Here is a 23,511-nt window from a genome sequence, read left to right on the forward strand (position 1 = left end):
TCCAGCAGTGCTGGACTCCGGCGGGAGCGGGTTCTCGTCGTTCGAGAGGCGACCCGAGGGGTCAGTGACCCTCTTCGGCCAGCTTCTTGATGCCGTCCTGGACGATCTGCTCGGCCTCGGCCGCGTCGCCCCACGCCTCGACCTTGACCCACTTGCCGGGCTCGAGGTCCTTGTAGCGCTCGAAGAAGTGCTTGATCTCGTTCTTGGTCTGCTCCGGCACATCGCCGATGTCCTGGATGTGCTGCCAGCGCGGGTCCTTCGCGGGGACCACGATCACCTTGGCGTCGGAGCCGGCCTCGTCGCTCATGTTGAGCACGCCGACGGGGCGCACCGACACGCCCACGCCCGGGAAGACCGGGTACTCGAGCAGCACGAGCGCGTCGACGGGGTCGCCGTCCAGGCCCAGCGTGTTCTCGAAGTAGCCGTAGTCCGTCGGGTAGACGAAGGAGGTGAAGAGCACCCGGTCGAGGTACACGCGACCGGTCTCGTGGTCGACCTCGTACTTGTTGCGGCTGCCCTTGGGGATCTCTACGACGACGTCGTATGCGGCCATGTTCGCTCCTTGAGTCGGTGGCGCCGCGGGCGGCGCATCGGCGGATCGGATCCGCCTCCCGAGCGCGTGCACACGCCAGCGCTCGCAGGCCGGATCGCTGGCCTAACGTTACTTGATGTGCCCGATCGCCCCCGTCTGACCCCCGCCGTCGCCGACCTGCGCCGAGCCGTCCGCACCGGCCTCGACGGCCTCGAGCGCGGCTCCCTGGTCCTCGTCGCGCTGAGCGGAGGAGCCGACTCGCTCGCCCTCGCCGCGGCCGTCGCCTTCGAGGCGCCGCGTGCCGAGCTGCGCGCAGGCGTCGTGATCGTCGATCACGGCCTGCAGGAGGGGTCGGACGGAGTCGCTCGTCGCGCCGCCGAGCAGGCCCACGGGCTCGGTCTCGCACCCGTCCTCGTCGAGGTCGTCTCCGTGCAGGAGGGGGAGGACGGCCCGGAGGCGGCGGCCCGCACCGCGCGGTACGGCGCCCTCGCCGATGCGCTCGAGGCGACCGGGGCGGTGGCGGTCCTCCTCGGGCACACGCTCGACGACCAGGCCGAGACGGTCCTCCTGGGCCTCGCCCGCGGAGCCGGCGCCGCGAGCCTGCACGGCATGGCTCCGGTGAGCGGACCGCTGCGACGGCCGCTGCTCGGCCTCCGCCGGGCGACGACGCGGGCCGCGAGCGCCGACGCCGGCCTCGAGCCGTGGGACGACCCGCACAACGACGACGTCCGCTACTCGCGGGTGCGCGTGCGCCGCTCGGTGCTGCCCGTGCTCGAGGACGAGCTCGGCCCCGGCGTGGCCGAGGCCCTCGCCCGCACGGCCGAGCAGCTGCGCGAGGACGGCGACGCGCTCGACGCGATGGCGCTCGACTGGGCGCTCGAGCTCGTCGGCCAGAACGACGAGGGCCATGTGACGGTCGACGCCCGCGGGCTCGCGGCGGATCCGCCCGCGCTGCGGCAGCGCATCATCCGCCTGGTCGTGTCGAACGAGTTCGGAGTCTCGCTCTCGCGCGCGCAGACGCTCGCCGTCGCCGCGCTCGTCACCGACTGGCACGGCCAGAAGGGCGTCGACCTCCCCGGCGTCCTCGCGACCCGCTCCGGCCCCGACCTCGTCTTCGCCCCGGCCCGCCCGCGCTGACCTCCCGCTGCGCGCTCTGCAGGACGCGGGTCTCGAGACGCCGCTTGCGCGGCTACTCGACCTGCAGAGCTGGGATCGGCTCGCCGAGCGGGCGCGACGCCCCCGTAGAGTGATCGGGTGGAAGCAGCCGACATCGCCGACGACATCACCGAGGTCCTCTACACCGAGGCCGAGATCCACGCGCGGATCCGTGACCTGGCCCGCGCGATCGAGCGCGACTACGCCGGGGAGAACCTGCTCATCGTGGGCGTCCTGCGCGGCGCCGTGATGGTCATGGCCGACCTCGCCCGCGAGCTCAAGATCGACATCGTCATGGACTGGATGGCCGTCTCCTCCTACGGCAGCAGCACCAAGTCCTCGGGCGTCGTGCGGATCCTGAAGGACCTCGACACCGACATCACCGATCGCAAGGTGCTGATCGTCGAGGACATCATCGACTCCGGTCTCACCCTCTCGTGGCTGCAGGGCAACCTGCGGAGCCGAGGGGCGGAGTCGGTCGAGATCTGCGCGCTGTTCCGGAAGCCCCGCGCCGCCAAGGTCGAGGTCGAGGTCGCGTACGTCGGGTTCGACATCCCCAACGACTTCGTCATCGGCTACGGCCTCGACTACGCCGAGCGCTACCGCAACCTCCGCGATGTCGCGATCCTCGCGCCCCACGTCTACGCCTGATCCGACTCCGCTCGCCGAGCGGGCCGACGTCGCGCAGCGCAGCCTCGACCGGCTGTTCCGGGCGCCCCTGATCGGGTACCACGCGAGCTACCCGACCTCGGTCGCCGCCGACGCGCCGTTCCACTACTGGTGGCTCGCGCACGCGATCGACGCCGCGGTCGACGCGTTCGAGCGCACCGGAGACGCGGCGCACGTCGAGCGGGCGCGGCGCGTGCACCGGGCGATCCGGCTCCGGAACGGCGGGCGCCTGGTCAACGGCTACTTCGACGACATGATGTGGCTCGGAGGCGCTCTCGCACGCCTCGGAGCGGCGTCCGGCGAGCCGCGCTGGCTGGACCGCGCGGACCGGCTCTGGCGCTTCTCCGCCCGGAAGGGCTGGAACCTCCGCCACGGCGCCAGCCTGGCCTGGCGCCGCAGTCAGCTCGACTACAAGAACGCCCCGGCGAACGGGCCGTTCGCGATCCTCGGCGCGCGCCTCGAGCTGCTGCGTCCCGACGGGCGCGAGCTGTTCGCCCGCGCGGCATTCGACTGGATGCACGTGCGGCTGCGCGACGACGAGTCGGGCTTCGTCGCCGACGGCATCGGCCGCGAGGGAGGCTCGGCCCGCGACGACTGGGCGTTCAGCTACAACCACGGGGTCTACATCGGCTCGGCGCTCGCCCTGCACCGGCTGCACCCGGATGCACGCCTCGTCGCCCACGCGTCCCGAACGGCCGAGGACCTGCTCGACCGCCTCGCTCCCGACGGCGTCCTCGTCGACCAGGGTGCGGGCGACGGCGCCCTCTTCGGCGGCATCGCCTACCGCCACCTCGTCGATCTCGCGCTGACGGAGGGAGTCGCCCCTGCGACCGCCGAGCGCCTCCGCTCCTTCGTCCTGGGTAGCGTCGACGCGCTCTGGCGCTCGGGCGAGCGCCGCGGCGTCCTGCTCGCCGGCCCGCGCTGGGACGCCCCGCCGACCCTGCCCGCCACCCTCTCGGCCCAGCTCGGCGCGGTCCTCGCCACCGAGGCCGCCGCCCGCCTCCTCCCGGCCCCCTGAACGTGGCGCCCACGTACGATCTGCAGGCATTGCGCGCGGGAATCCGCTTCCCTCCGCTTGTCCCCGCCCGTCCTGCCCCGGATCCCCTGCAGATCGCGCAGCCCGACGACGAGGCGTAGGACGCGACGCACGCCCACGGCGAACGCGCGGGGCGCGTTCAGAGTGCGGGAGGTAGCCTGACACTCACATTTCTCCGTCAGAAAGGTGCCGGGTCTCGACCCGCAACATTCATGAACGTCAAGCGCATCTTCCGGGGTCCCATTCTCTACGTCGTCCTCGCGATCGTCGCGGTGTGGATCGGGTCCTCTCTGATCACGATGTCCGGGTTCCGGCAGATCAGCACGCAGGAGGGCCTCCAGCTGCTGCAGGACGGCCGGGTCGAGTCGGCGAAGATCGTCGACGGGGAGCAGCGGGTCGACCTGACGCTCTCGCAGGCCGACGGCGACAACGGCACGCAGGTGCAGTTCTACTACGTGGCTCCGCGCGGCACCGAGGTCATCGATGCCGTGACCGCGGCCGACCCGTCGGACGGCTACGACGACGAGGTCCCGCAGACCAACTGGTTCCTGTCGGCGCTCGGCTTCCTGCTCCCGATCCTCCTGATCGGCGCGTTCTTCTGGCTGATGCTCTCAGGCATGCAGGGCGGCGGCAACCGCGTCATGCAGTTCGGCAAGTCGAAGGCGAAGCTGGTCTCGAAGGAGTCGCCGAAGGTCACGTTCCAGGACGTCGCCGGTGCCGACGAGGCCATCGAGGAGCTGCACGAGATCAAGGAGTTCCTGAAGGAGCCCGCGAAGTTCCAGGCCGTCGGTGCGCGGATCCCGAAGGGCGTGCTCCTCTACGGCCCTCCCGGGACCGGCAAGACCCTGCTCGCCCGCGCCGTCGCGGGAGAGGCGGGCGTGCCGTTCTACTCCATCTCGGGCTCCGACTTCGTCGAGATGTTCGTCGGAGTCGGCGCGAGCCGCGTGCGCGACCTGTTCCAGCAGGCGAAGGAGAACTCGCCGGCCATCATCTTCGTCGACGAGATCGACGCCGTCGGCCGTCACCGCGGTGCCGGCATGGGCGGTGGCCATGACGAGCGCGAGCAGACGCTGAACCAGCTCCTCGTCGAGATGGACGGCTTCGACGTCAAGACGAACGTCATCCTGATCGCCGCGACCAACCGCCCCGACATCCTCGACCCGGCGCTGCTGCGCCCCGGCCGCTTCGACCGCCAGATCGGCGTCGACGCTCCGGACATGCTCGGCCGCAAGCGCATCCTCGAGGTGCACGGCCGCGGCAAGCCGCTCGCCGAGGGAGTCGACCTCGAGGTCGTCGCCCGGAAGACCCCCGGCTTCACCGGTGCCGACCTGGCGAACGTCCTCAACGAGGCCGCACTGCTCACGGCCCGCTCCAACGCTCAGCTGATCGACAACCGTGCGCTCGACGAGGCGATCGACCGCGTCATCGCCGGTCCGCAGCGCCGCACCCGCGTCATGCGCGACAAGGAGAAGCTGATCACGGCGTACCACGAGGGCGGGCACGCTCTCGCCGCCGCCGCGATGCGCCACACCGACCCCGTCACCAAGGTGACGATCCTGCCGCGCGGCCGCGCCCTCGGCTACACGATGGTGCTGCCGCTCGAGGACAAGTACTCGACCACCCGCAACGAGCTCCTCGACCAGCTGACCTACGCCATGGGCGGCCGCGTCGCCGAGGAGATCGTCTTCCACGACCCCACCACGGGAGCGTCGAACGACATCGAGAAGGCGACCGCGATCGCCCGCAAGATGGTCACCGAGTACGGCATGTCCTCGAACGTCGGAGCCGTCAAGCTCGGCCAGTCCTCGGGCGAGATGTTCCTCGGGCGCGACATGGGCCACCAGCGCGACTACTCCGAGCAGATCGCCGAGCGGGTCGACGCCGAGACTCGGCAGCTCATCGAGCAGGCGCACGACGAGGCGTGGCAGGTCATCAACGCCAACCGCGACATCCTCGACCGGCTCGCCGCCGACCTCCTCGAGAAGGAGACGCTCGACCACGACCAGCTGGCCGACATCTTCAAGGACGTCCGCCGCATCGACGAGCGCCCGCAGTGGCTCTCGAGCGACAAGCGCCCGCTGTCCGACCTCCCGCCCATCGCGATCCCGGCCGCCAAGGCCCCGATCGACGCCGGCGTGACCGACGGAGGAGTCGTCTCCGAGAGCACGGAGCAGACCGCGCCGCAGCGTCCGCCGCTGATCAACCCGCGTCCCGCGACGGCCTAGGCTCCCGTGGCCGTCGACAGGGCGCGCATCGAGGCCGCCGTCGTCGAGCTCCTCGCGGCCATCGGGGACGACCCCGGTCGCGAGGGGCTCGCCTCCACTCCGCGGCGCTTCGCCGAGGCGTACGAGGAGTTCTTCGGCGAGAGCGACGTCGACCCCGCCTCCCACCTCGACGAGACCTTCGCGGTCGTCGAGGGCGAGGCGACCGCGCACCCGGACGGGCAGACCGTGATCGTCCGCGATCTCGCGTTCCGCTCCGTCTGCGAGCACCACCTCCTGCCGTTCGTCGGCGTCGCGCACATCGCCTACCGCGCGGGGGAGCGGGTCGTCGGCCTCGGCCGCCTGCCGCGGGTCGTCGAGACCGTCGCCTCGCGACTCCAGCTCCAGGAGCGGCTGACCGAGCAGATCGCCGACGTGATCCAGACGGGCCTCGCGCCCGAGGGCGTCGTGGTCGTGGTCGATGCCGAGCACGGCTGCGTGCGGATGCGCGGACCGCGCCAGACCCGCAGCTCGACCGTCACGGTCGCCGCCCGCGGCACCCTCGCCGAGCCCGCCGCCCGCGCCGAGATCATCGCGCTGATCGGCGCCGCTCGGGGGGAGTGACGTGCCTCCCTCCGCCGCCGACCTCGCACCGACCGGGCGCGCCGCCCTGCTCGGGATCCTCAACGTCACCCCCGACTCCTTCAGCGACGGCGGCCGCTGGTTCTCGGTCGACGACGCCGTGCGGCACGGCATCGGCATGACGCGCTCGAGCGGCGACGGGCCGGCCGCGTTCGGCGCCGACCTGATCGACGTCGGCGGCGAGTCCACCCGGCCCGGCGCCGCGCGCGTCGACGCCGATGCTGAGCAGGCGCGCGTGCTCCCCGTGGTCCGCGCGCTCGCCACGGAGGGCGTGCAGGTCAGCATCGACACCATGAGCGCGGCGACGGCCGAGGCCGCTCTCGATGCGGGCGCTCTGGTCGTCAACGACGTCTCGGGCGGTCTGGCCGACCCCGCCATGCTGCCGCTCGTCGCCGAGCGCGGCGCCGTCTACATCGCCATGCACTGGCGCGGCCACAGCGCCGACATGAACGCGCTCGCCTCCTACGCCGACGTCGTGGGCGAGGTGCGGGGCGAGCTCGAGCGCCGGATCGACGCGGCGCGCGAGGCGGGCATCCGCGACGACCGTCTGATCCTGGATCCGGGACTCGGCTTCGCGAAGAACGGCGGCCACGACTGGGCCCTCCTCGCGCACCTCGACTCGATCGTGTCGCTCGGCTTCCCGGTGCTCGTCGGGCACTCGCGCAAGCGCTTCCTCGCTCCGTTCGCGGCCGAGGCCGCCGCCGCCGAGCGCGACGACGTGACCGCCATGCTCAGCCTCCTCGCCGCCGACCGCGGCGCCTGGGGTGTCCGGGTGCACGACGTCCGCTCGAGCGCCCGCGCCCTGGCGCTCTCCGCCCGCCTGCACGAGGAGCTCCCGTGACCGAGTCCGAACCGTCCGCGTCCGTCCCGACCGGCGTCCGCCCCTCCGCCGTCGACCCCGCCGCCCTCGCGCTGCGCGACTCGATCACCCTCACGGGGCTGCGCGTGCGCGCGCACCACGGCGTCTTCGACTTCGAGCGCGAGAACGGTCAGGACTTCGTGATCGACGCGACCGTCTGGCTCGACGTCGCGCCCGCCGCCGGCGCCGACGCCCTCGCCGAGACGGTCCACTACGGCGAGCTCGCGATCGCGCTCGCGGACGCGGTGACCCGCGATCCGGTCGACCTCATCGAGACGGTCGCCGAGCGCCTCGCCGCCGTCGCGCTCGGCTTCGCGGCGGCCGACGTGGTGCGCATCACCGTCCACAAGCCCGATGCGCCGATCCCGCTGCCGTTCGACGACGTCGCCGTGCAGATCACCCGGGCCCGCTCGTGAGGCCCCGACAGGAGCGGATCCTCCCGGAGCGCCGGGTCGTCCTCGCGCTCGGCAGCAATCTCGGCGACCGCCTCGCGCACCTGGAGGACGCGGTCCGCGCGCTCGCGACGACTCCGGGACTGCGTGTGCACGCCGTGTCGAAGGTCGTCGAGACCCCCGCGTGGAAGCTCGACGGGGTCGACCACGACGCACCCGGCTACCTCAACGCGGTGGTCACCGGATCCACGACGCTGGATCCCGAGGACCTCCTCGCGGCGACCGCCGCGATCGAGCGCGCGGGCGGCCGCCTCCGGGGGGAGGGCGAGGAGCGCTGGGGCGACCGCACGCTCGACATCGACCTGATCGCGGTCGGAGCCGTCGTCCGCGACGACCCGCACCTCACCCTCCCGCACCCCCGCGCCGCCGAGCGCGCCTTCGTCCTCGAGCCGTGGCTCGACGTCGAGCCCGACGCGGTCCTGCCGGGGCACGGCTCCGTCGCGCAGCTGCGGGCCCTCGCGAGCGACCCGGTGCATCCGTGGTCCGGAGCGATAGCGTGGAGGGGCGCCCGCGCCGCGAGCGCACCGACGAGCACCGCCCCCGGCACACCCGACCCCGAGAGCAGCACTCCGTGACGCGCACCCGCCTCAGCACCCTGCTCGGCCTCGCCCTCGCGGGCGCCGTGGCGGGGTTCCTCCTCGACCTGGCGATCGCCTCCTCCGGTCGCCCCGTGCTGCTGCCGCCGTTGACGGTGCCGCTCACCCTGGTCGTGGTCGCGGCCGTGGTCCTCGCCTTCGCGATCCCGATCCACCGGGCCACCACGGGTACGCTGCGCCGACGGATCGATCCGTTCCGCGCGATGCGCGTCGTGGTGCTCGCGAAGGCCTCGAGCCTGGTCGGAGCGCTGCTGCTGGGAGCCTCGGGCGGGATCCTGGTCTACCTGCTGAGCCGCGCGGTGCCTTCGCTAGGCTCCGTGTGGCAGGACGTCGCCACGATCGCGGGATCGATCGTCCTGCTGGTGGCCGGACTGGTCGCCGAGCACCTCTGCACCATCCCGCCGAGCGATGACGACGACGACGCCGTGGTCGGCGAGGCGAACCGCGCCTGACGCCGGCCGCCGGAGGGTCGCCGACAGGAGTACGTGAGCATGACGGACGAGCCGCAGCAGCCGCAGTCCCGCCGCGAGGCGCGGCTCGAGGAGGAGGCGCGCAGGGAGCGCGCGGAGCCGCAGCCGCTCGCGCAGGACGAGCCGCTCGCGACGCAGGCCGAGCCGCCGGAGGCGCAGGTCGAGCCGAGCGCTCTCGGGACCCGCCTCGAACTCACCGGTGACTGGCGCCGCGTCTCGCCCCGCTACATCGCGGTCGAGATCGTGTCGGCCGTCGTGTCGAGCGTGGTGCTGCTCGCCGTGCCGGTCGTGCTGTGGCTCGTCGGAGTGGGCTGGGCGTGGATCGCGCTCCTCGCCGCCGCCGCGCTCGCGCTGACCCTCCTCATCGTCGCGCCGCGCCGCGCCCGGGCGTACGGCTACCTCCTCCGCGACGACGACCTGCTCTTCCGCCGCGGCATCATGTTCCAGCGCTTCGTGTCCGTGCCCTACGGCCGGATGCAGCTCATCGACGTCAACCGCGGACCGCTCGCCCGGGCGCTGGGCCTCGCCGACCTGCGCTTCGTGACCGCCGCCGCGGCGACCGGAGTGAGCATCCCCGGCCTGGCCGAGGCCGACGCGGAGCAGCTGCGCGACAGTCTCGTCGCGCTCGCCGAGTCGCGCCGGGCCGGGCTGTGAGCGAGGCTCCCGAGCGAGCGGTCCGCGGCATCGAGACCGACCTCGCCGACGGGGAGTGGCACCGCCTGCACCCGGCGACGCCCGTCCTCAAGGGCGGCATCGGCCTGATCGTCGTGCTGGGCATCCTGATCACGAACCTGCGCGAGCGCCTCGTCGAGCTGTTCCTGCCCGGCGCCGGTGAGTACGAGAGCGGCGACCCCGTCGATCAGCTCGTGAACCGCGGACTGATCGGCTGGGCGCTGCTCGCGGTGGCGATCGGACTCGGCGTCGCGGTCTTCGCCTTCTGGCTGTCGTGGCGGATGCACACCTTCCGCATCACCGAGGAGGTCGTGGAGGTGCGCTCGGGCGTGCTGTTCCGCACGAACCGCCGCGCGCGCCTGGACCGCATCCAGGGGATCGCCGTGCAGCGCCCGCTCGTCGCCCGGATCTTCGGCGCCGCGAAGCTCGAGGTCGGCGTCGCGGGCCAGGACGCCAACGTCCAGCTCTCGTACCTCGGCTCGCGCCTGGTGGACGCGCTCCGCCGCGACATCCTGCGGCTCGCCTCCGGTGTCCGCGAGCGCGAGGCGGGCGCTCCGGGGGAGGCGCCGGCCGGCGGGTTCCTCGCGCGCCGGCTGGAGGAGTTCGGCGGGACGGACGACGACGGCACGCCCCCGGAGTCGATCGTGTCGATCCCGCCCGGCCGGCTGCTGGGCTCGCTCGTCTTCAGCGGGTTCACCCTGTTCCTGGCGGCGTCGATCGTGGCAGTGGTGCTCGTCGCGGTGCACGGCTCGCCCTACGTGCTGATCGCGATCCTGCCGGGCCTGCTCGGCTCCGGCAGCTACTACGTGCGCCAGTTCGTGCGCTCGCTGCGCTACTCGATCGCGGCCACTCCCGACGGCGTGCGCGTCGGCTACGGAGTCTTCTCGACCAGCAGCGACACGCTGCCGCCCGGCCGCGTCCACGCGGTCGAGATCACCCAGCCGCTGCTGTGGCGGCCCTTCGGGTGGTGGCAGGTGAAGATCGACCGCGCCGGCCACGCCGCATCCCAGGGCGCGAACGGACAGCCGAACACGACGATCCTCCCGGTCGGCGATCTGCGCGACGTCGAGAAGGTGCTCGGGCTGCTGCTGCCGGGCGCCGCGGAGGGCGCCGAGGCTACTCCGGTCGGCGACGCCCTGAGGCACCGCGATGCCGCCGGCTTCACCCGTGCGCCCCGCGCCGCGGCGTGGCTCCGCCCGTTCTCGTGGCGCCGCACCGGCTACCGGCTCACCGACGACGTGGTGATCCTGCGCAGCGGAGCCGTCTGGCGGCGCGTCGCCGTCGTGCCGCTCGCGCGCATGCAGAGCATCGGCGTCCAGCAGGGGCCGCTCCAGCGCCTGCTGGGGCTCGCCTCGGCCCGCGTGCACACGGTCACCGGCCCCGTCACTCCGATGGTGCCCGTGATGGGAGCGGCCGACGGGCTCGCGTTCTTCGACGCTCTGGCGCACGCGGGAGTGCGCGCGGCCGAGCGCGATGCCAGCCACCTGTGGGGGAGGCGCGCGGCCGCCGCGCCCGCCCCGTCGTGGCCCGCCCCCGAAGGAGACCCGTATGCCTGAGCCCCGCCGCGACGGACGCCTCGGCGTCGGGATCATCGGAGCCGGTCGCGTGGGCCCCGTGCTCGGCGCCGCTCTCGCCGGCGCCGGCCACGCGATCGTCGGAGTCGCGACCACGAGCGAGGCCGGCCGCGAGCGCGCCGACGCCCTGCTGCCCGGCGCGCCGATCCTCGCGATCCCCGAGCTCGTCGAGCGCAGCGAGCTCGTCGTGCTGGCGGTCCCGGGCGACGAGCTCGGGTCGCTGGTCGCCGGGCTCGCCGCCGCGGGGGTCTGGCAGCCGGGCCAGCTCGTGCTGCACACCGCTCCCGAGCACGGGTTCGGGATCCTCGCCCCCGCTCTCGCGGCCGGAGTGATCCCGCTCGCCGTGCACCCCGCGATGGCCTTCAGCGGCACGAGCCTCGACCTCGCGCGGCTCGTCGAGACGTACTTCGCGGTCACTGCACCGGGTCCCGTCCTCCCGATCGCGCAGGCCCTCGTCGTCGAGATGGGCGGCGAGCCGGTGACCGTGGCGGAGGCGGACCGCGCCGCCTACGCGGAGGCCGTCTCGACCGCCACCACGTTCTCGACCGCTATCGTCGACCAGGCCGCCGGCCTGCTCGCCGGCATCGGCGTCGAGAAGCCCGGCTTCTTCCTCTCCAGCCTCGTCCGCTCCTCCGTCGACGACGCCCTCCGCCGCGCCGCCGGCTGACCGCCCCGCCCCCGCCCCTTGCTGGTCGAGTAGCCCCGCAGGGGCGTATCGAGACCCACGTCCTCCGATGGTGATGTCCGGCTGTGGTGGATCTCGATACGCCCGCTGCGCGGGCTGCTTGATCAGCAGGAGGAGGCGGGGTGCCGAGAGCTTGCCGGTCGAGTAGCCCCGCAGGGGCGTATCGAGACCCGCGTCCTCCGAGCCTGATATCCAGGCGCCGGTGGATCGCGATACGCCCGCTGCGCGGGCTGCTCGATCAGCAAGGGGGAGGGGCGGGCGTCGCCGGTAGCATCGTCGGGTGATCAGCACCATCGAACGCATCGACGCCCTCCGCGAGCGGGTGGCGGAGGCGCGTCGCGCCGGATCCCGCGTCGCCCTCGTCCCCACGATGGGCGCCCTGCACGACGGCCATCTCGCGCTCGTCGACGCGGCACGCGCGAGCGCCGACCTCGTCGTCGTGTCGGTGTTCGTGAATCCGCTGCAGTTCGGCCCCACCGAGGACCTCGACCGCTACCCGCGCGACCTCGCCGCCGACACGGCGCTGCTGGAGGCCGAGGGCGTCGATGTCGTCTTCGCCCCGTCGGTCGCGGAGATGTACCCGGACGGGCCCACGTCGACCCGCGTCGTCGCCGGGCACGTCGGCACCCTCTACGAGGGACGCTCCCGCCCGGGTCACTTCGACGGCATGCTGACCGTGGTCGCGAAGCTGCTGCACATCGTGCAGCCCGACGTCGCGTTCTTCGGGCAGAAGGACGCGCAGCAGCTGTTCCTCGTGCGGCGCATGGTGCGCGACCTCGACGTGCCCGTCGCGATCGAGGCCGTCGAGACGGTCCGCGAGGAGGACGGCCTCGCTCTCTCGAGCCGCAACCGCTACCTCGACGCCCGCGAGCGCCGCGCCGCCCGCACCGTCCCGAACGTGCTCGAGGCCGCCGCCTCCGCGGCCGACGGCGGGATCGACGCCGTGATCGCGGCCGCCCAGTCGGCGGCGATGGGCGAGGCGCTGGTTAAGCTGGACTACCTCGTCGTCGTGAACCCGGCGACGCTCCTCCCGGTCGACGACGACCATCGCGGCCCGGCCCTCGTGCTCGTCGCCGCGATCGTCGGATCCACCCGGCTCCTCGACAACGGCCCGATCCTGCTCGCCTGATCGCGCCCCTCCGCCCCCGACCGAAAGCACCTGTTCGCCATGGCCGACACCCCCGATGCCCCCGTGACCTCGTCCCCTCCGGTCGCGGCCGTTAGTGAAGGCGTCGCTCTGAATTGGGCCGAACTCGCGGAGAGAAACGAGCAGTACCAGGTGCGCAAGGGCAAGCGCGAGATTCTTCTCAAGCTCGCGGACGGCGACCTCGGGCGTGGCCCGTATCCGGTGAAGGTTGGCGTCACTGACACGATCGCTGCAGTCCGCGCGCGCCACAACGGCATCGAGCCGGACATTAAGACGGGCGAGCGAGTAGGCCTCGCCGGCCGCGTTGTGTTCCAGCGCAATACCGGCAAGCTTTGCTTTGCGACGCTGCAGTCGGGAGATGGAGAGCGTATCCAGGCGATGGTGTCGCTCGGTGACGTCGGCGAGAACTCACTCGCAAAGTGGAAGGACCTCGTCGACATCGGCGACCACCTGTTCGTCGAGGGTGAGGTCATCTCGAGTAAGCGCGGCGAGCTGAGCGTGTGGGTATCGAGTTGGGACATGGCCGCGAAGGCGCTCCTCCCGCTGCCGAACCTGCACAACGAGCTCGGCGACGAGACCCGGATGCGCCAGCGCTACCTCGACCTGATCGTGCGTCCGCAGGCGCGCGAGACGGTCGTCACCCGCGCGGCGGTCAACGCGTCTCTCCGCAGCACCTTCTCGTCGCACGGCTTCCTCGAGGTCGAGACGCCGATGCTGCAGGTCATGCACGGCGGTGCGTCGGCCCGCCCGTTCGCGACGCACTCGAATGCCTTCGACACCGAGCTCTACCTCCGCATCGCCCCCGAGCTGTACCTCAAGCGGGCCGTCGTCGGAGGCATCGACCGCGTCTTCGAGATCAACCGCAACTTCCGCAACGAGGGCGCCGACTCCACGCACTCGCCCGAGTTCGCGATGCTCGAGGCGTACCAGGCCTACGGCGACTACACCTCGATCGCCGACCTCACGCAGGAGCTGATCCAGAACGCGGCGCTCGCCGTCGCCGGATCGCACGTGGTCACCTGGGCCGACGGCACCGAGTTCGACCTCGGCGGCGAGTGGGACCGCATCTCGATGTACGAGAGCCTCTCGCAGGCCGCCGGCATCGCGATCACCCCCGGGACCCCGCTGGTCGAGCTCGAGACGCTCGCCGAGCGCGAGGGCGTCGAGGTCCACGTGCCCACGCACGGCAAGTACGTCGAGGAGCTGTGGGAGCACTTCGTGAAGGGCGGGCTGACCCGTCCGACCTTCGTGCTCGACTTCCCCGTCGACACCTCGCCGCTCGTGCGCGCGCACCGCACCGTCCCGGGCGTCGTCGAGAAGTGGGACCTCTACGTCCGCGGCTTCGAGCTCGCCACCGGCTACTCGGAGCTCGTCGACCCGGTCGTGCAGCGCGAGCGCTTCGTCGAGCAGGCGCGCCAGGCGGCCGCGGGCGACGACGAGGCGATGCGCCTGGACGAGGACTTCCTCCGCGCCCTCGAGCACGGAATGCCGCCGACGGGCGGCATGGGCATGGGCATCGACCGGCTCCTGATGGCGATCACCGGCCTCGGGATCCGCGAGACGATCCTGTTCCCGCTCGTCAAGTAGCCTGGACGAACGGCGGGTCCGCCCCCGCCGAGCACGACGGCGGCCCTCGCGGCCGGACGGGGGAGACGTGGTCCGGGCATCCAGCATCGTCGCGATCGCGGTCGCGAGCGTGCTCACCGTCGCGCAGTTCGGGGTGGGCACGGTGGTCGCCGCATCCGTCCTCGCCGATTCCCGCGATCTCGGAGCGGCCGTCGCCGATCGGCAGGCGGCCGAGGCGTTCGAGCCCGACGCCACGATCGCCGGATTCGCGGAGCGGACGGCCATGTCCACGCGCGGCCGCGCCCTCTACTACGCCTCGCACCCCTCGGTCGAGCCGACCACCGGCTTCAACGAGCTGTGCGGCTACGGCGCCTCGGACGAGATCGTGCTCGGCTGCTACACCGGCAGCGACATCTACATCTCGGACGTGGACAACCCCGATCTCGACGGCATCCGCGACGTCACCGCGGCCCACGAGATGCTGCACGCGGCGTGGGACCGGCTGGACGACGACGAGCGGAGCGACCTCGGCGCACAGCTCGAGGCCGCGTACGAGACCCTTCCCGAGGGCGGCACCGTCGCCGAGCGGCTCGAGCTGTACCGCACCGGCGGGCTGGGCGAGCGCGTCAACGAGCTGCACTCCATCCTGGGCACCGAGGCCGTCGACCTGCCGCCGGCGCTCGAGGCGCACTACGCCCAGTACTTCACCGACCGCTCGGTGGTCGTCGGGCTGAACGCGCGCTACGAGGCCGTGTTCACCGATCTCGAGAACCGCATCACCGACCTGGTCGCCCGGATCGAGGCGTCCTACGTCGACCTGACGGCGCGGGTCGAGGCGAACAACGCCGAGTACGACGCCCTGAACGCCGAGATCGACTCCTTCAACTCCCGCGCCGACAGCGGCGACTTCGCCTCGCAGTCCGCGTTCGACGCCGCCCGGGCCGATCTGCTGGCCCGCGGAGAGGCCATCGACGCCCGGCGCGACGCGATCGACGCGGACATCGCGGCGTACGACGCGCTCCGCACCGAGCTCGAGGGCCTGAACGCCGACGCGGCCGCCCTCAACAAGTCCGTCGAGAGCGGCTGACACTCGCGTCACGGCCATCCCCAGGCCCGGTCCGGTGCGCCCGGGTAGGATCGCCGCATGGACTGGGAGATCTGGAATCAGGGGCTGTGGGCTCTTCTGCCGACCGTCAGCATCGGTCTCCTCTTCTGGTTCATCATGCGCGCGCTCATCCGCTCCGACCGCAACGAACGCCGTGCCTACGACCGCATCGAGGCGAAGGAGCGCGCCCGCCGCGGTCTGCCTCCGCGCGACGCCTCCTGACCGACCCCTCCTGACCGACCCCGGATCGGGGAGCGGCGCGCAGCCCGCGCCGTCGCCGACCCCCTGCACGCGAACGGCGAGGAGACGCGGTGCCGCAACCGGACTGGTCGCTCGTCCTCGCGATCGCCGCGATCGTCGTCGAGCTCGTGGTGCGCGTCGTCGCCGTCATCGTCGTGCCGCGCAACCGGCGCCCGACCACCGGTCTCGCCTGGCTGATGGCGATATTCCTGATCCCCTACGTCGGCATCCTCCTCTTCCTCTTCATCGGGAGCTACCGCCTGCCGCGCAAGCGCCGGCGCAAGCAGGAGGAGATCAACCGGTTCATCCTCGAGTCGACGGAGGGCATCGACCGGGTCGCGCGTAACCACCCGTGGCCGCAGTGGCTCGAGTCGGTCGTGACCCTCAACCGCAACCTCGGCGCCATGCCGCTGGTCGGCGGCAACGACGCCCGGCTGCAGGGCGACTACGAGCAGACGATCCGGGCGATGGCCGCCGAGATCGATCGCGCGCGCCGGTACGTGCACTGCGAGTTCTACATCCTCGCCGCCGACTCGACCACCGAGCCCTTCTTCGACGCGCTCGACCGGGCGGTCGCCCGCGGCGTGCGGGTGCGGATCCTGCTCGACCACATCGCGTCGATCCGCGTGCCCGGCTACGCGGGGGGCACCTACCGTCGGCTGCGCCGCCTGCGCGACGCCGGTGCGCACTGGTCCTACATGCTCCCCGTGCGCCCGTGGCGCGGGCAGTACCAGCGCCCCGACCTCCGCAACCACCGCAAGCTCCTGATCGTCGACGGCAACGCGGCCTTCATGGGCTCGCAGAACGTCGTCGACTCCAGCTACAACAAGCGCGGCAACATCCGCCGCGGCCTGCACTGGCACGATCTGATGGTGCGGCTCGAGGGGCCGGTGGTGCAGGGTCTCAACGCCATCTTCATCACCGACTGGTACAGCGAGACCGACGAGCTGCTGCTGCGCGAGTCCGAGCCGATGGAGGCGCTGCAGCAGCGCGACACCATCGACTGCCAGGTCGTGCCGAGCGGGCCCGGGTTCGACGGAGAGAACAACCTGCGGCTGTTCCTCACCCTGCTCTACTCGGCGCAGAAGTCGATCATCATCACGAGCCCGTACTTCGTGCCGGACGAGGCGATGCTCTACGCCATCACGACGGCCACGCGCCGGGGGATCCACGTCGAGCTGTTCGTCTCCGAGATCGGGGACCAGGCGGTCGTCTACCACGCGCAGCGCTCGTACTACGAGACGCTGCTCACGGCCGGCGTGCGGATCTGGATGTACCGCGCTCCGACGATCCTGCACGCGAAGCACTTCACCATCGACGACGACGTCGCCGTGATCGGCTCGAGCAACATGGACATGCGCTCGTTCACGCTGAACCTCGAGGTGTCGCTGATGGTGCGCGGAGCCGAGTTCGTGGAGGACCTGCGCCAGGTCCAGCAGGACTACCGCGAGCACTCGCGCGAGCTGACGCTGCGGGAGTGGCGCCGGCAGCCGCTGCGCTCGACGATCCTCGACAACCTCGCGAGGCTGACCTCCGCGCTGCAGTGACGCCCGGTGCCCCTTTCTGGGCGGAGACGAGCAAGTCTCATTTCTTCTAAGCTCCGAGAGACGGCGCCTCCGCGGCGGCCGTGCTCACGATCGGAGTCGCCACCGTGGTCCCACGCCCCGTCCTGCAGAATCCCGCCAGCATCCCGATCGGCGCCGGCGCCCGCACCGTCCGGCTGCGCGGCGCCGACGGCGTCGCGGCGCTGCGTCGCGCGGCCGACATCGACGTCGACCTGCCCCTGGCCTTCCGGATGGATCTCGCCCTCGCCGGCGTCGACGGCGTGCGCGCACTGCACATCGTCACCGGCCCGCTGGTCGTCCGCTGGCCGAGCGACCGCATCGTCGAGCCGTCGACCGTCCTGCTCCTGCCGATGGAGGGGGAGCTCGTCGTCGAGTCGTCGGCCGGCTCGATCGCGGTGTCGGAGGGTGTCCTCGCGCTGTCGTCGGACGTGCCGGTCGTCGTGTCCGCGCGCCGCCCCGTCCGGCTGCTCCTCCTGCGTCTCGCCGTGCCGACCGCCGAGCGCTCCAGGAGGCCGGAGCCGCCTCGGTACGTCCCGGCGTCGCCGCTCACCGACACGGCGCGCTCGCTGCTGCGCGTGTTCCTCGCCGATCTCGACATCGGCCACGCGGTGCAGGCCGAGTTCCTGAAGGACGCCGTGCAGCGCCTCGGCCGGGTCCTCGACTCCGAGCGGTCCGACCCGTCGCTCGAGCGGATGGGGATCCACGACATGGTCGAGGCGGCCGAGCGGGTCGTGCAGGCCGACCACACCGATCCGGGCCTCGATCCCGGCACCGTCGCCCGCCGCTGCCGGGTGAGCCTGCGCACGCTGCAGCGGGCGATCGCCGACGAGCGCGGCACGACGCTCCGGGAGCTCATCTCGACGGTGCGCACCGAGAGCGCGCTCCGCATCGTCGGCGGTCCGGAGGGGGAGGACCTGCCGCTCAGCGACATCGCCCGACGGGCGGGGTTCTCGTCGCCCGAGCGGCTGCGCCGGGCGATCGCCACGCAGACGGGGCTCTCGCCCAGCGAGTACCGCCGGCGCCTGCGCGACGAGGAGCGCGCGGTCGGCTGACCGGCGGCACTCTTGCCGCTCAGCCGCGCGGGCGCAAGGCCCTGTCCGCGGGAAGACCCTCGGCGTAGCGTCGGACACTCCTCCGCACCGCTGCACCCGGCCGCTCGTCGCGCCGGGTCCGAGAAGGGACCGACATGACGGCATCCGGAACCACGCGCATCCTCATCCTCGGCGGCGGCTACGTCGGCCTCTACACGGCGTGGGGGCTCGAGAAGCGCCGGGGTCTCGCTCCGATCGACGTCACGGTCGTCGAGCCCAACCCCTACATGACCTACCAGCCGCTGCTGCCCGAGGTGGCCGGCGGGCACGTGCAGCCGCGGCACGTGACGGTCCCGTTGATCTCCGCCCTCAAGCGCACCCGCGTGATCCGCGGATCGATCACCGGAGTGAGCCTCGAGGAGCGCAGCGCCGAGGTCGCCGCTCTCGACGGCTCGACGCGCACGATCGCCTTCGACCAGGTGGTGTTCGCCCTGGGCGCCGTCACGCGCACCTTCCCGACGCCCGGGCTCGCCGAGCACGGCATCGGCTTCAAAACCCTCGAGGAGGCCGCCCATCTGCGCGACCGCGTCATCGAGAACATCGCGCGGGCGGCGCTCACGACCGATGCGGCGGAGCGCCGGCGGCTGCTCACCTTCGTCTTCGTCGGCGGCGGCTACACGGGCGTCGAGGCGCTGAGCGAGCTGCTCGACCTCAGCCGCCGCACGCTCGCCGCGCAGCCCTCGCTCTCGATGGGCGACGTGACCTGGCACCTCGTCGAGGCGCTCGACCGGGTCGCGCCCGAGGTCGGCCCCGAGCTGTCGAAGTGGACGCTCGAGCACCTGCGCGCCCGCGGCGTGCACGTGCACCTGAAGACCACGATGCCCTCGTGCGAGGACGGCGTCGTCGAGCTCTCGAGCGGCGAGCGGATCCCGTCGGCGACCATCGTCTGGACGGCGGGAGTGAAGCCGAACCCTGTCCTCGACGCCACCGACGCGCCCCGAGGCCCCCGCGGCCACGTGATGGCGGATGCGCGGCTGCGCGTGATCCGCGAGGACGGCACTCCGGTGCCCGGCGCGTGGGCGGCCGGCGACGGAGCGCAGATCCCGGATCTCACCTCCGAGAAGCAGCCCGCGTACTACCCGCCGAACGCGCAGAACGCGGTCCGTCAGGCCAAGCTGCTCGCGGCGAACATCGTCGCCGATCTCACCGGCGGCACCGTCGCGGAGTACCGGCACGCGTCCGTCGGCACCGTCGCGGAGTACGGCATCGGCAAGGGCGCGGGCGTGATCAAGGGCGTCAAGCTCCGGGGTCCGCTCGCCTGGCTGGCCCACCGGGCTTACCACGGAGCGGCCATGCCGACCCTGGATCGCAAGTGGCGCGTGATCTCGGGCTGGGTCGTCGACGCGATCGGCTCGCGCGACCTCTCGCCGATGAGCGCGACGCAGGATCCGCGGCGTGCCTTCCGCGAGTCGGCGGAGGCGACCGACCGGGCGGCGGCCGAGAAGGCGGCTCAGAAGGAAGCGGAGAGCGCCGGCCACGAGAGCGGCGAGCAGAAGAGCGGCGCCGACAAGGCGAGCGCCGCGACGGAGTCCTGAGCGGCCCGGCCCTGCGCGGTCCGGCCCGGCGCGATCAGACCCGGCGGCGCGGCTTGAGCCGCACCGTCGGGAGGGTCGGTGCCGGGAGGGCGCGGCCGTCGTAGCCGGTGACGGTGCCGAACGGACCCGCGGGGTCTCCTCCGTCCATCACGTCGGCCTGCCAGCGCTCGCGCGCCGCCGCGATGTCGTCGTGGCGCCGGCCGACGAAGTTCCACCACATCACGAGGTCCTCCTCGAACGGCTCGCCGCCGATCAGCACCACGCGGCCGCCCGCGTCGCCCACTGAGAGGCGCAGGGTCGCGGGTCCCGGCGCGACGTAGGCCAGATCCGCGCGAGCGACCTCGACCCCCTCGACGACGACCGGACCGGAGTCGACCAGCACGCCGTGCTCCCATCCCGAGTCGATCGGCAGGTCGACCGACGCGCCCGGCTCCAGGTCGATCTGCGCGGCGACGAGCGGAGTGAAGGTGCTCGCGGGCACGGACGCGCCCAGCATCCCTCCGAGGAACACGCGGACCAGCGCGCCCGGCAGGTCGACGCGGACGCCGCGGTGGTGCTCGAAGAACGGATCGATGGCCAGCGCGCTCTCGGGGAGGGCGACCCACAGCTGGACGCCGTGCAGCACAGGAGCGCCTCCGGTCGAGACCTCGGAGTGCGAGATGCCGCTGCCCGCCGTCATCAGGTTGAGCTCGCCCGGCCGCACGAGCTGGTGGCTCCCGACGCTGTCGCGGTGGTCGATCTCGCCCTCGAACAGCCAGCTGACCGTCTGGAGTCCCGTGTGCGGGTGCGGAGGCACGTCCATCCCGGTCTCCTCGCCCAGCGTCACCGGCCCGTAGTGGTCCGCGAAGCACCAGGCGCCGATGGTCGACCGCGAGCGCTGCGGCAGCGTGCGCCGCACCTCGATGGCGCGGGGGCCGCCGAGGGGCACGAGGCGCGCCTCCAGAACCTCGATGCCGGGGGAGCCGACCGCCGTGCCGCGGGCGGAGGACACCGGGTGCTCGTCCGGGTGCTTCTCCAGGTTGCTCATGCGGGAAGTGTATGCCTGTGCATGGACCGCGGCCCCGGGCGGGATCGGCTGCACGCCCAGGGCGAACAGGGGGTCCGACCCGGGGGAGCGCTGGTTACAGTCGTCCTATCGGAGCCCACCCCTGCGGGTTCCGTAGGGAGTGACAGCATGTTCGAGAGATTCACCGATCGCGCACGGCGCGTCGTCGTCCTGGCCCAGGAAGAGGCCAAGATGCTCAATCACAACTACATCGGCACCGAGCACATCCTGCTCGGGCTGATCCACGAGGGCGAGGGAGTGGCCGCCAAGGCGCTCGAGTCCCTCGGCATCTCGCTCGACGCGGTGCGCGAGCAGGTCCAGGACATCATCGGCCAGGGGCAGCAGCAGCCGACGGGCCACATCCCGTTCACGCCGCGCGCCAAGAAGGTGCTCGAGCTCTCGCTCCGCGAGGCTCTGCAGCTCGGCCACAACTACATCGGCACCGAGCACATCCTGCTCGGGCTCATCCGCGAGGGCGAGGGCGTCGCCGCGCAGGTGCTCGTCAAGCTCGGCGCCGACCTCAACCGCGTGCGCCAGCAGGTCATCCAGCTGCTGTCCGGCTACCAGGGCAAGGAGCAGGTCGCGGTCGGAGGAGAGCAGCAGCAGCCCCAGGGCGGCTCGCAGATCCTCGACCAGTTCGGCCGCAACCTGACCCAGGCCGCGCGCGACAACAAGCTCGACCCGGTCATCGGGCGCGAGAAGGAGATCGAGCGCGTGATGCAGATCCTCTCGCGCCGCTCCAAGAACAACCCCGTGCTGATCGGCGAGCCCGGCGTCGGCAAGACCGCCGTCGTCGAGGGTCTGGCCCAGGCGATCGTGCGCGGCGACGTGCCCGAGACGCTGAAGGACAAGCAGCTCTACACGCTCGACCTCGGCTCGCTCATCGCCGGTTCCCGCTACCGCGGTGACTTCGAGGAGCGCCTGAAGAAGGTGACGAAGGAGATCCGCACCCGCGGCGACATCATCACCTTCATCGACGAGATCCACACCCTCGTCGGCGCAGGGGCCGCGGAGGGCGCGATCGACGCCGCCTCGATCCTCAAGCCGCTGCTCGCCCGCGGCGAGCTGCAGACGATCGGCGCGACCACGCTGGACGAGTACCGCAAGCACTTCGAGAAGGACGCCGCTCTCGAGCGCCGCTTCCAGCCGATCCAGGTGGCGGAGCCGTCGCTCCCTCACACGATCAACATCCTCAAGGGCCTGCGCGACCGCTACGAGGCGCACCACAAGGTGTCCATCACCGACGGCGCGATCGTCTCGGCCGCCAACCTCGCCGACCGCTACATCAGCGACCGCTTCCTGCCCGACAAGGCCATCGACCTGATCGACGAGGCCGGCGCACGCCTGCGCCTGTCGATCCTGTCGGCCCCGCCGGAGCTGCGCGACTTCGACGACCGCATCGCCGTCGTCCGCGCCGCGAAGGAGGCCGCGATCGAGGACCAGGACTTCGAGAAGGCCGCGTCGCTCCGCGACGAGGAGAAGCAGCTGCTCGGTGAGCGCCTGCGCCTCGAGAAGAAGTGGAAGTCGGGCGACGTCAAGGCGACCGGTGTCGTCGACGAGGGCCTGATCGCCGAGGTCCTCGCCCAGGCGACCGGCATCCCGGTGTTCAAGCTGACCGAGGAGGAGTCCTCGCGGCTCGTCTTCATGGAGAAGGCGCTGCACCAGCGCGTCATCGGTCAGGAGGAGGCCATCGCGGCCCTCTCGCGCACCATCCGCCGCACCCGCGCCGGCCTCAAGGACCCCAAGCGCCCCTCCGGGTCGTTCATCTTCGCCGGCCCCACGGGCGTCGGCAAGACGGAGCTCGCGAAGGCGCTCGCCGAGTTCCTGTTCGACGACGAGGACGCGATGATCTCGCTCGACATGTCGGAGTACGGCGAGAAGCACACCGTCTCGCGGCTCTTCGGCGCCCCTCCCGGGTTCGTCGGCTTCGAGGAGGGCGGCCAGCTCACCGAGAAGGTCCGCCGCAAGCCGTTCAGCGTGGTCCTGTTCGACGAGATCGAGAAGGCGCACCCCGACATCTTCAACTCGCTCCTCCAGATCCTGGAGGAGGGACGCCTGACCGACGGTCAGGGCCGGGTGGTCGACTTCAAGAACACCGTGATCATCATGACCACCAACCTCGGTGCGCGCGACATCGCGGGCGGCCCGGTCGGCTTCCAGATCGAGGGCGACAACGCCACCGGCTACGACCGCATGAAGGGCAAGGTCAACGAGGAGCTCAAGAAGCACTTCAAGCCCGAGTTCCTCAACCGCGTGGACGACGTCATCGTCTTCCCGCAGCTGTCCAAGCCCGAGCTGCTCCAGATCGTGGACCTGTTCATCAAGCGCCTGAGCGACCGCCTGCTCGACCGCGACATGACGGTCGAGCTGACCCAGCCGGCGAAGGAGCGCCTCATCGAGGTCGGGTTCGACCCGGCCCTCGGTGCCCGCCCCCTCCGCCGTGCGATCCAGCGCGAGATCGAGGACCAGCTGTCCGAGCAGATCCTGCACGGCCAGCTCGGCTCCGGAGACCACATCCACGTGGACTTCGCCGAGGGCAAGTTCGTCTTCACGACGACTCCGCGCCTCATCTCGATCAGCGCCGGTGCGACGACCGGAGCGGCGACCGCCGGCCCGGCGACGCCCGACCTGATGGCGTAACCCGCACCACCTCGACGAGCCCGTTCCTCCCTCC

22 protein-coding genes are annotated in these 23,511 nt (G+C 72.0%); 20 read left to right on the plus strand and 2 right to left on the minus strand.

Annotation, left to right across the window (positions count from 1 at the left end; genetic code table 11):
- Positions 1 to 61: 61 nt before the first annotated feature.
- On the minus strand, positions 62 to 553 hold the full coding sequence (ppa, locus tag LRG51_RS13415; RefSeq protein WP_055789813.1) for an inorganic diphosphatase: 492 nt from the start codon (positions 551 to 553) through the stop codon (positions 62 to 64).
- Positions 554 to 670: 117 nt separating this feature from the next.
- Here ppa and tilS point away from each other — a divergent pair, with 117 nt between their 5' ends.
- The 19 genes from tilS (at position 671) to LRG51_RS13510 (ending at position 19,792) form a co-directional block, all read left to right on the plus strand.
- Positions 671 to 1,669 (plus strand): tRNA lysidine(34) synthetase TilS, encoded by a 999-nt coding sequence (tilS, locus tag LRG51_RS13420; protein WP_230673183.1) that lies wholly within the window; start codon positions 671 to 673, stop codon positions 1,667 to 1,669.
- A 117-nt stretch (positions 1,670 to 1,786) separates the two neighbouring features.
- On the plus strand, positions 1,787 to 2,338 hold the full coding sequence (hpt, locus tag LRG51_RS13425; RefSeq protein WP_055789820.1) for a hypoxanthine phosphoribosyltransferase: 552 nt from the start codon (positions 1,787 to 1,789) through the stop codon (positions 2,336 to 2,338).
- Entirely contained in the window at positions 2,304 to 3,374 is a 1,071-nt protein-coding gene (locus tag LRG51_RS13430; protein WP_230673184.1) for a glycoside hydrolase family 76 protein, read from the plus strand. Before hpt ends, LRG51_RS13430 begins: the two co-directional genes overlap by 35 nt.
- A gap of 230 nt (positions 3,375 to 3,604) precedes the next feature.
- Positions 3,605 to 5,617, plus strand: a complete 2,013-nt coding sequence (gene ftsH / locus LRG51_RS13435) for an ATP-dependent zinc metalloprotease FtsH (protein ID WP_230673185.1) — start codon at positions 3,605 to 3,607, stop codon at positions 5,615 to 5,617.
- A 6-nt stretch (positions 5,618 to 5,623) separates the two neighbouring features.
- The gene (gene folE / locus LRG51_RS13440) at positions 5,624 to 6,217 is read left to right on the plus strand and encodes a GTP cyclohydrolase I (protein ID WP_055789828.1); all 594 of its coding nucleotides are present in this window, start codon (positions 5,624 to 5,626) and stop codon (positions 6,215 to 6,217) included.
- A gap of 1 nt (position 6,218) precedes the next feature.
- The gene (gene folP / locus LRG51_RS13445; RefSeq protein WP_055789830.1) at positions 6,219 to 7,076 is read left to right on the plus strand and encodes a dihydropteroate synthase; all 858 of its coding nucleotides are present in this window, start codon (positions 6,219 to 6,221) and stop codon (positions 7,074 to 7,076) included.
- Positions 7,073 to 7,510, plus strand: coding sequence for a dihydroneopterin aldolase (folB, locus tag LRG51_RS13450; RefSeq protein ID WP_230673186.1), 438 nt, complete (start codon positions 7,073 to 7,075; stop codon positions 7,508 to 7,510). Before folP ends, folB begins: the two co-directional genes overlap by 4 nt.
- The gene (folK, locus tag LRG51_RS13455) at positions 7,507 to 8,121 is read left to right on the plus strand and encodes a 2-amino-4-hydroxy-6-hydroxymethyldihydropteridine diphosphokinase (RefSeq protein WP_230673187.1); all 615 of its coding nucleotides are present in this window, start codon (positions 7,507 to 7,509) and stop codon (positions 8,119 to 8,121) included. The genes folB and folK overlap by 4 nt, the downstream gene beginning before the upstream one ends.
- Positions 8,118 to 8,594 (plus strand): DUF3180 domain-containing protein, encoded by a 477-nt coding sequence (locus LRG51_RS13460; protein WP_055791409.1) that lies wholly within the window; start codon positions 8,118 to 8,120, stop codon positions 8,592 to 8,594. Before folK ends, LRG51_RS13460 begins: the two co-directional genes overlap by 4 nt.
- Positions 8,595 to 8,633: 39 nt before the next feature.
- Positions 8,634 to 9,266: a PH domain-containing protein gene (locus tag LRG51_RS13465; protein ID WP_230673188.1), complete on the plus strand. Its 633-nt coding sequence runs from the start codon at positions 8,634 to 8,636 to the stop codon at positions 9,264 to 9,266.
- Positions 9,263 to 10,840, plus strand: a complete 1,578-nt coding sequence (locus LRG51_RS13470) for a PH domain-containing protein (protein WP_230673189.1) — start codon at positions 9,263 to 9,265, stop codon at positions 10,838 to 10,840. The genes LRG51_RS13465 and LRG51_RS13470 overlap by 4 nt, the downstream gene beginning before the upstream one ends.
- On the plus strand, positions 10,833 to 11,525 hold the full coding sequence (locus tag LRG51_RS13475; protein WP_230673190.1) for a Rossmann-like and DUF2520 domain-containing protein: 693 nt from the start codon (positions 10,833 to 10,835) through the stop codon (positions 11,523 to 11,525). Before LRG51_RS13470 ends, LRG51_RS13475 begins: the two co-directional genes overlap by 8 nt.
- Before the next feature lie 298 nt (positions 11,526 to 11,823).
- Entirely contained in the window at positions 11,824 to 12,672 is an 849-nt protein-coding gene (gene panC, locus LRG51_RS13480; RefSeq protein WP_107573584.1) for a pantoate--beta-alanine ligase, read from the plus strand.
- Positions 12,673 to 12,711: 39 nt separating this feature from the next.
- Positions 12,712 to 14,277 carry a lysine--tRNA ligase gene (gene lysS, locus LRG51_RS13485; RefSeq protein WP_230673191.1) on the plus strand — a complete coding sequence of 522 codons (1,566 nt, stop codon included), beginning with the start codon at positions 12,712 to 12,714 and terminating at the stop codon, positions 14,275 to 14,277.
- Positions 14,278 to 14,344: 67 nt separating this feature from the next.
- On the plus strand, positions 14,345 to 15,343 hold the full coding sequence (locus tag LRG51_RS13490) for a hypothetical protein (protein ID WP_055789843.1): 999 nt from the start codon (positions 14,345 to 14,347) through the stop codon (positions 15,341 to 15,343).
- A gap of 57 nt (positions 15,344 to 15,400) precedes the next feature.
- The gene (locus LRG51_RS13495; protein ID WP_055789846.1) at positions 15,401 to 15,583 is read left to right on the plus strand and encodes a hypothetical protein; all 183 of its coding nucleotides are present in this window, start codon (positions 15,401 to 15,403) and stop codon (positions 15,581 to 15,583) included.
- Between the two features lie 89 nt (positions 15,584 to 15,672).
- Complete coding sequence (gene cls / locus LRG51_RS13500; protein WP_055789849.1) at positions 15,673 to 17,148, plus strand: cardiolipin synthase; 1,476 nt, start codon at positions 15,673 to 15,675, stop codon at positions 17,146 to 17,148.
- 104 nt (positions 17,149 to 17,252) lie between these two features.
- Entirely contained in the window at positions 17,253 to 18,218 is a 966-nt protein-coding gene (locus LRG51_RS13505) for an AraC family transcriptional regulator (RefSeq protein ID WP_230673192.1), read from the plus strand.
- A gap of 134 nt (positions 18,219 to 18,352) precedes the next feature.
- On the plus strand, positions 18,353 to 19,792 hold the full coding sequence (locus LRG51_RS13510; RefSeq protein WP_230673193.1) for an NAD(P)/FAD-dependent oxidoreductase: 1,440 nt from the start codon (positions 18,353 to 18,355) through the stop codon (positions 19,790 to 19,792).
- Positions 19,793 to 19,826: 34 nt separating this feature from the next.
- Here the strand turns inward: LRG51_RS13510 and LRG51_RS13515 are convergent, their stop codons facing one another.
- On the minus strand, positions 19,827 to 20,819 hold the full coding sequence (locus LRG51_RS13515) for a pirin family protein (RefSeq protein ID WP_230673194.1): 993 nt from the start codon (positions 20,817 to 20,819) through the stop codon (positions 19,827 to 19,829).
- A 147-nt stretch (positions 20,820 to 20,966) separates the two neighbouring features.
- Here LRG51_RS13515 and LRG51_RS13520 point away from each other — a divergent pair, with 147 nt between their 5' ends.
- Positions 20,967 to 23,477 carry an ATP-dependent Clp protease ATP-binding subunit gene (locus LRG51_RS13520; protein WP_055789859.1) on the plus strand — a complete coding sequence of 837 codons (2,511 nt, stop codon included), beginning with the start codon at positions 20,967 to 20,969 and terminating at the stop codon, positions 23,475 to 23,477.
- Positions 23,478 to 23,511: the final 34 nt, after the last annotated feature.

The organism is Rathayibacter sp. Leaf248 (genome assembly GCF_920939495.1).
In the GTDB taxonomy this organism is placed as follows: domain Bacteria; phylum Actinomycetota; class Actinomycetes; order Actinomycetales; family Microbacteriaceae; genus Rathayibacter; species Rathayibacter caricis.

What these genes read in the sequence shown, in the direction of transcription:
- ppa (WP_055789813.1), bottom strand. Translation starts at nt 553, where the DNA reads ATGGCCGCATACGACGTCGTCGTAGAGATCCCCAAGGGCAGCCGCAAC.
- LRG51_RS13430 (WP_230673184.1), top strand. Translation starts at nt 2,304, where the DNA reads ATGTCGCGATCCTCGCGCCCCACGTCTACGCCTGATCCGACTCCGCTC.
- ftsH (WP_230673185.1), top strand. Translation starts at nt 3,605, where the DNA reads ATGAACGTCAAGCGCATCTTCCGGGGTCCCATTCTCTACGTCGTCCTC.
- LRG51_RS13465 (WP_230673188.1), top strand. Translation starts at nt 8,634, where the DNA reads ATGACGGACGAGCCGCAGCAGCCGCAGTCCCGCCGCGAGGCGCGGCTC.
- LRG51_RS13475 (WP_230673190.1), top strand. Translation starts at nt 10,833, where the DNA reads ATGCCTGAGCCCCGCCGCGACGGACGCCTCGGCGTCGGGATCATCGGA.
- lysS (WP_230673191.1), top strand. Translation starts at nt 12,712, where the DNA reads ATGGCCGACACCCCCGATGCCCCCGTGACCTCGTCCCCTCCGGTCGCG.
- LRG51_RS13495 (WP_055789846.1), top strand. Translation starts at nt 15,401, where the DNA reads ATGGACTGGGAGATCTGGAATCAGGGGCTGTGGGCTCTTCTGCCGACC.
- LRG51_RS13510 (WP_230673193.1), top strand. Translation starts at nt 18,353, where the DNA reads ATGACGGCATCCGGAACCACGCGCATCCTCATCCTCGGCGGCGGCTAC.
- LRG51_RS13515 (WP_230673194.1), bottom strand. Translation starts at nt 20,819, where the DNA reads ATGAGCAACCTGGAGAAGCACCCGGACGAGCACCCGGTGTCCTCCGCC.
- LRG51_RS13520 (WP_055789859.1), top strand. Translation starts at nt 20,967, where the DNA reads ATGTTCGAGAGATTCACCGATCGCGCACGGCGCGTCGTCGTCCTGGCC.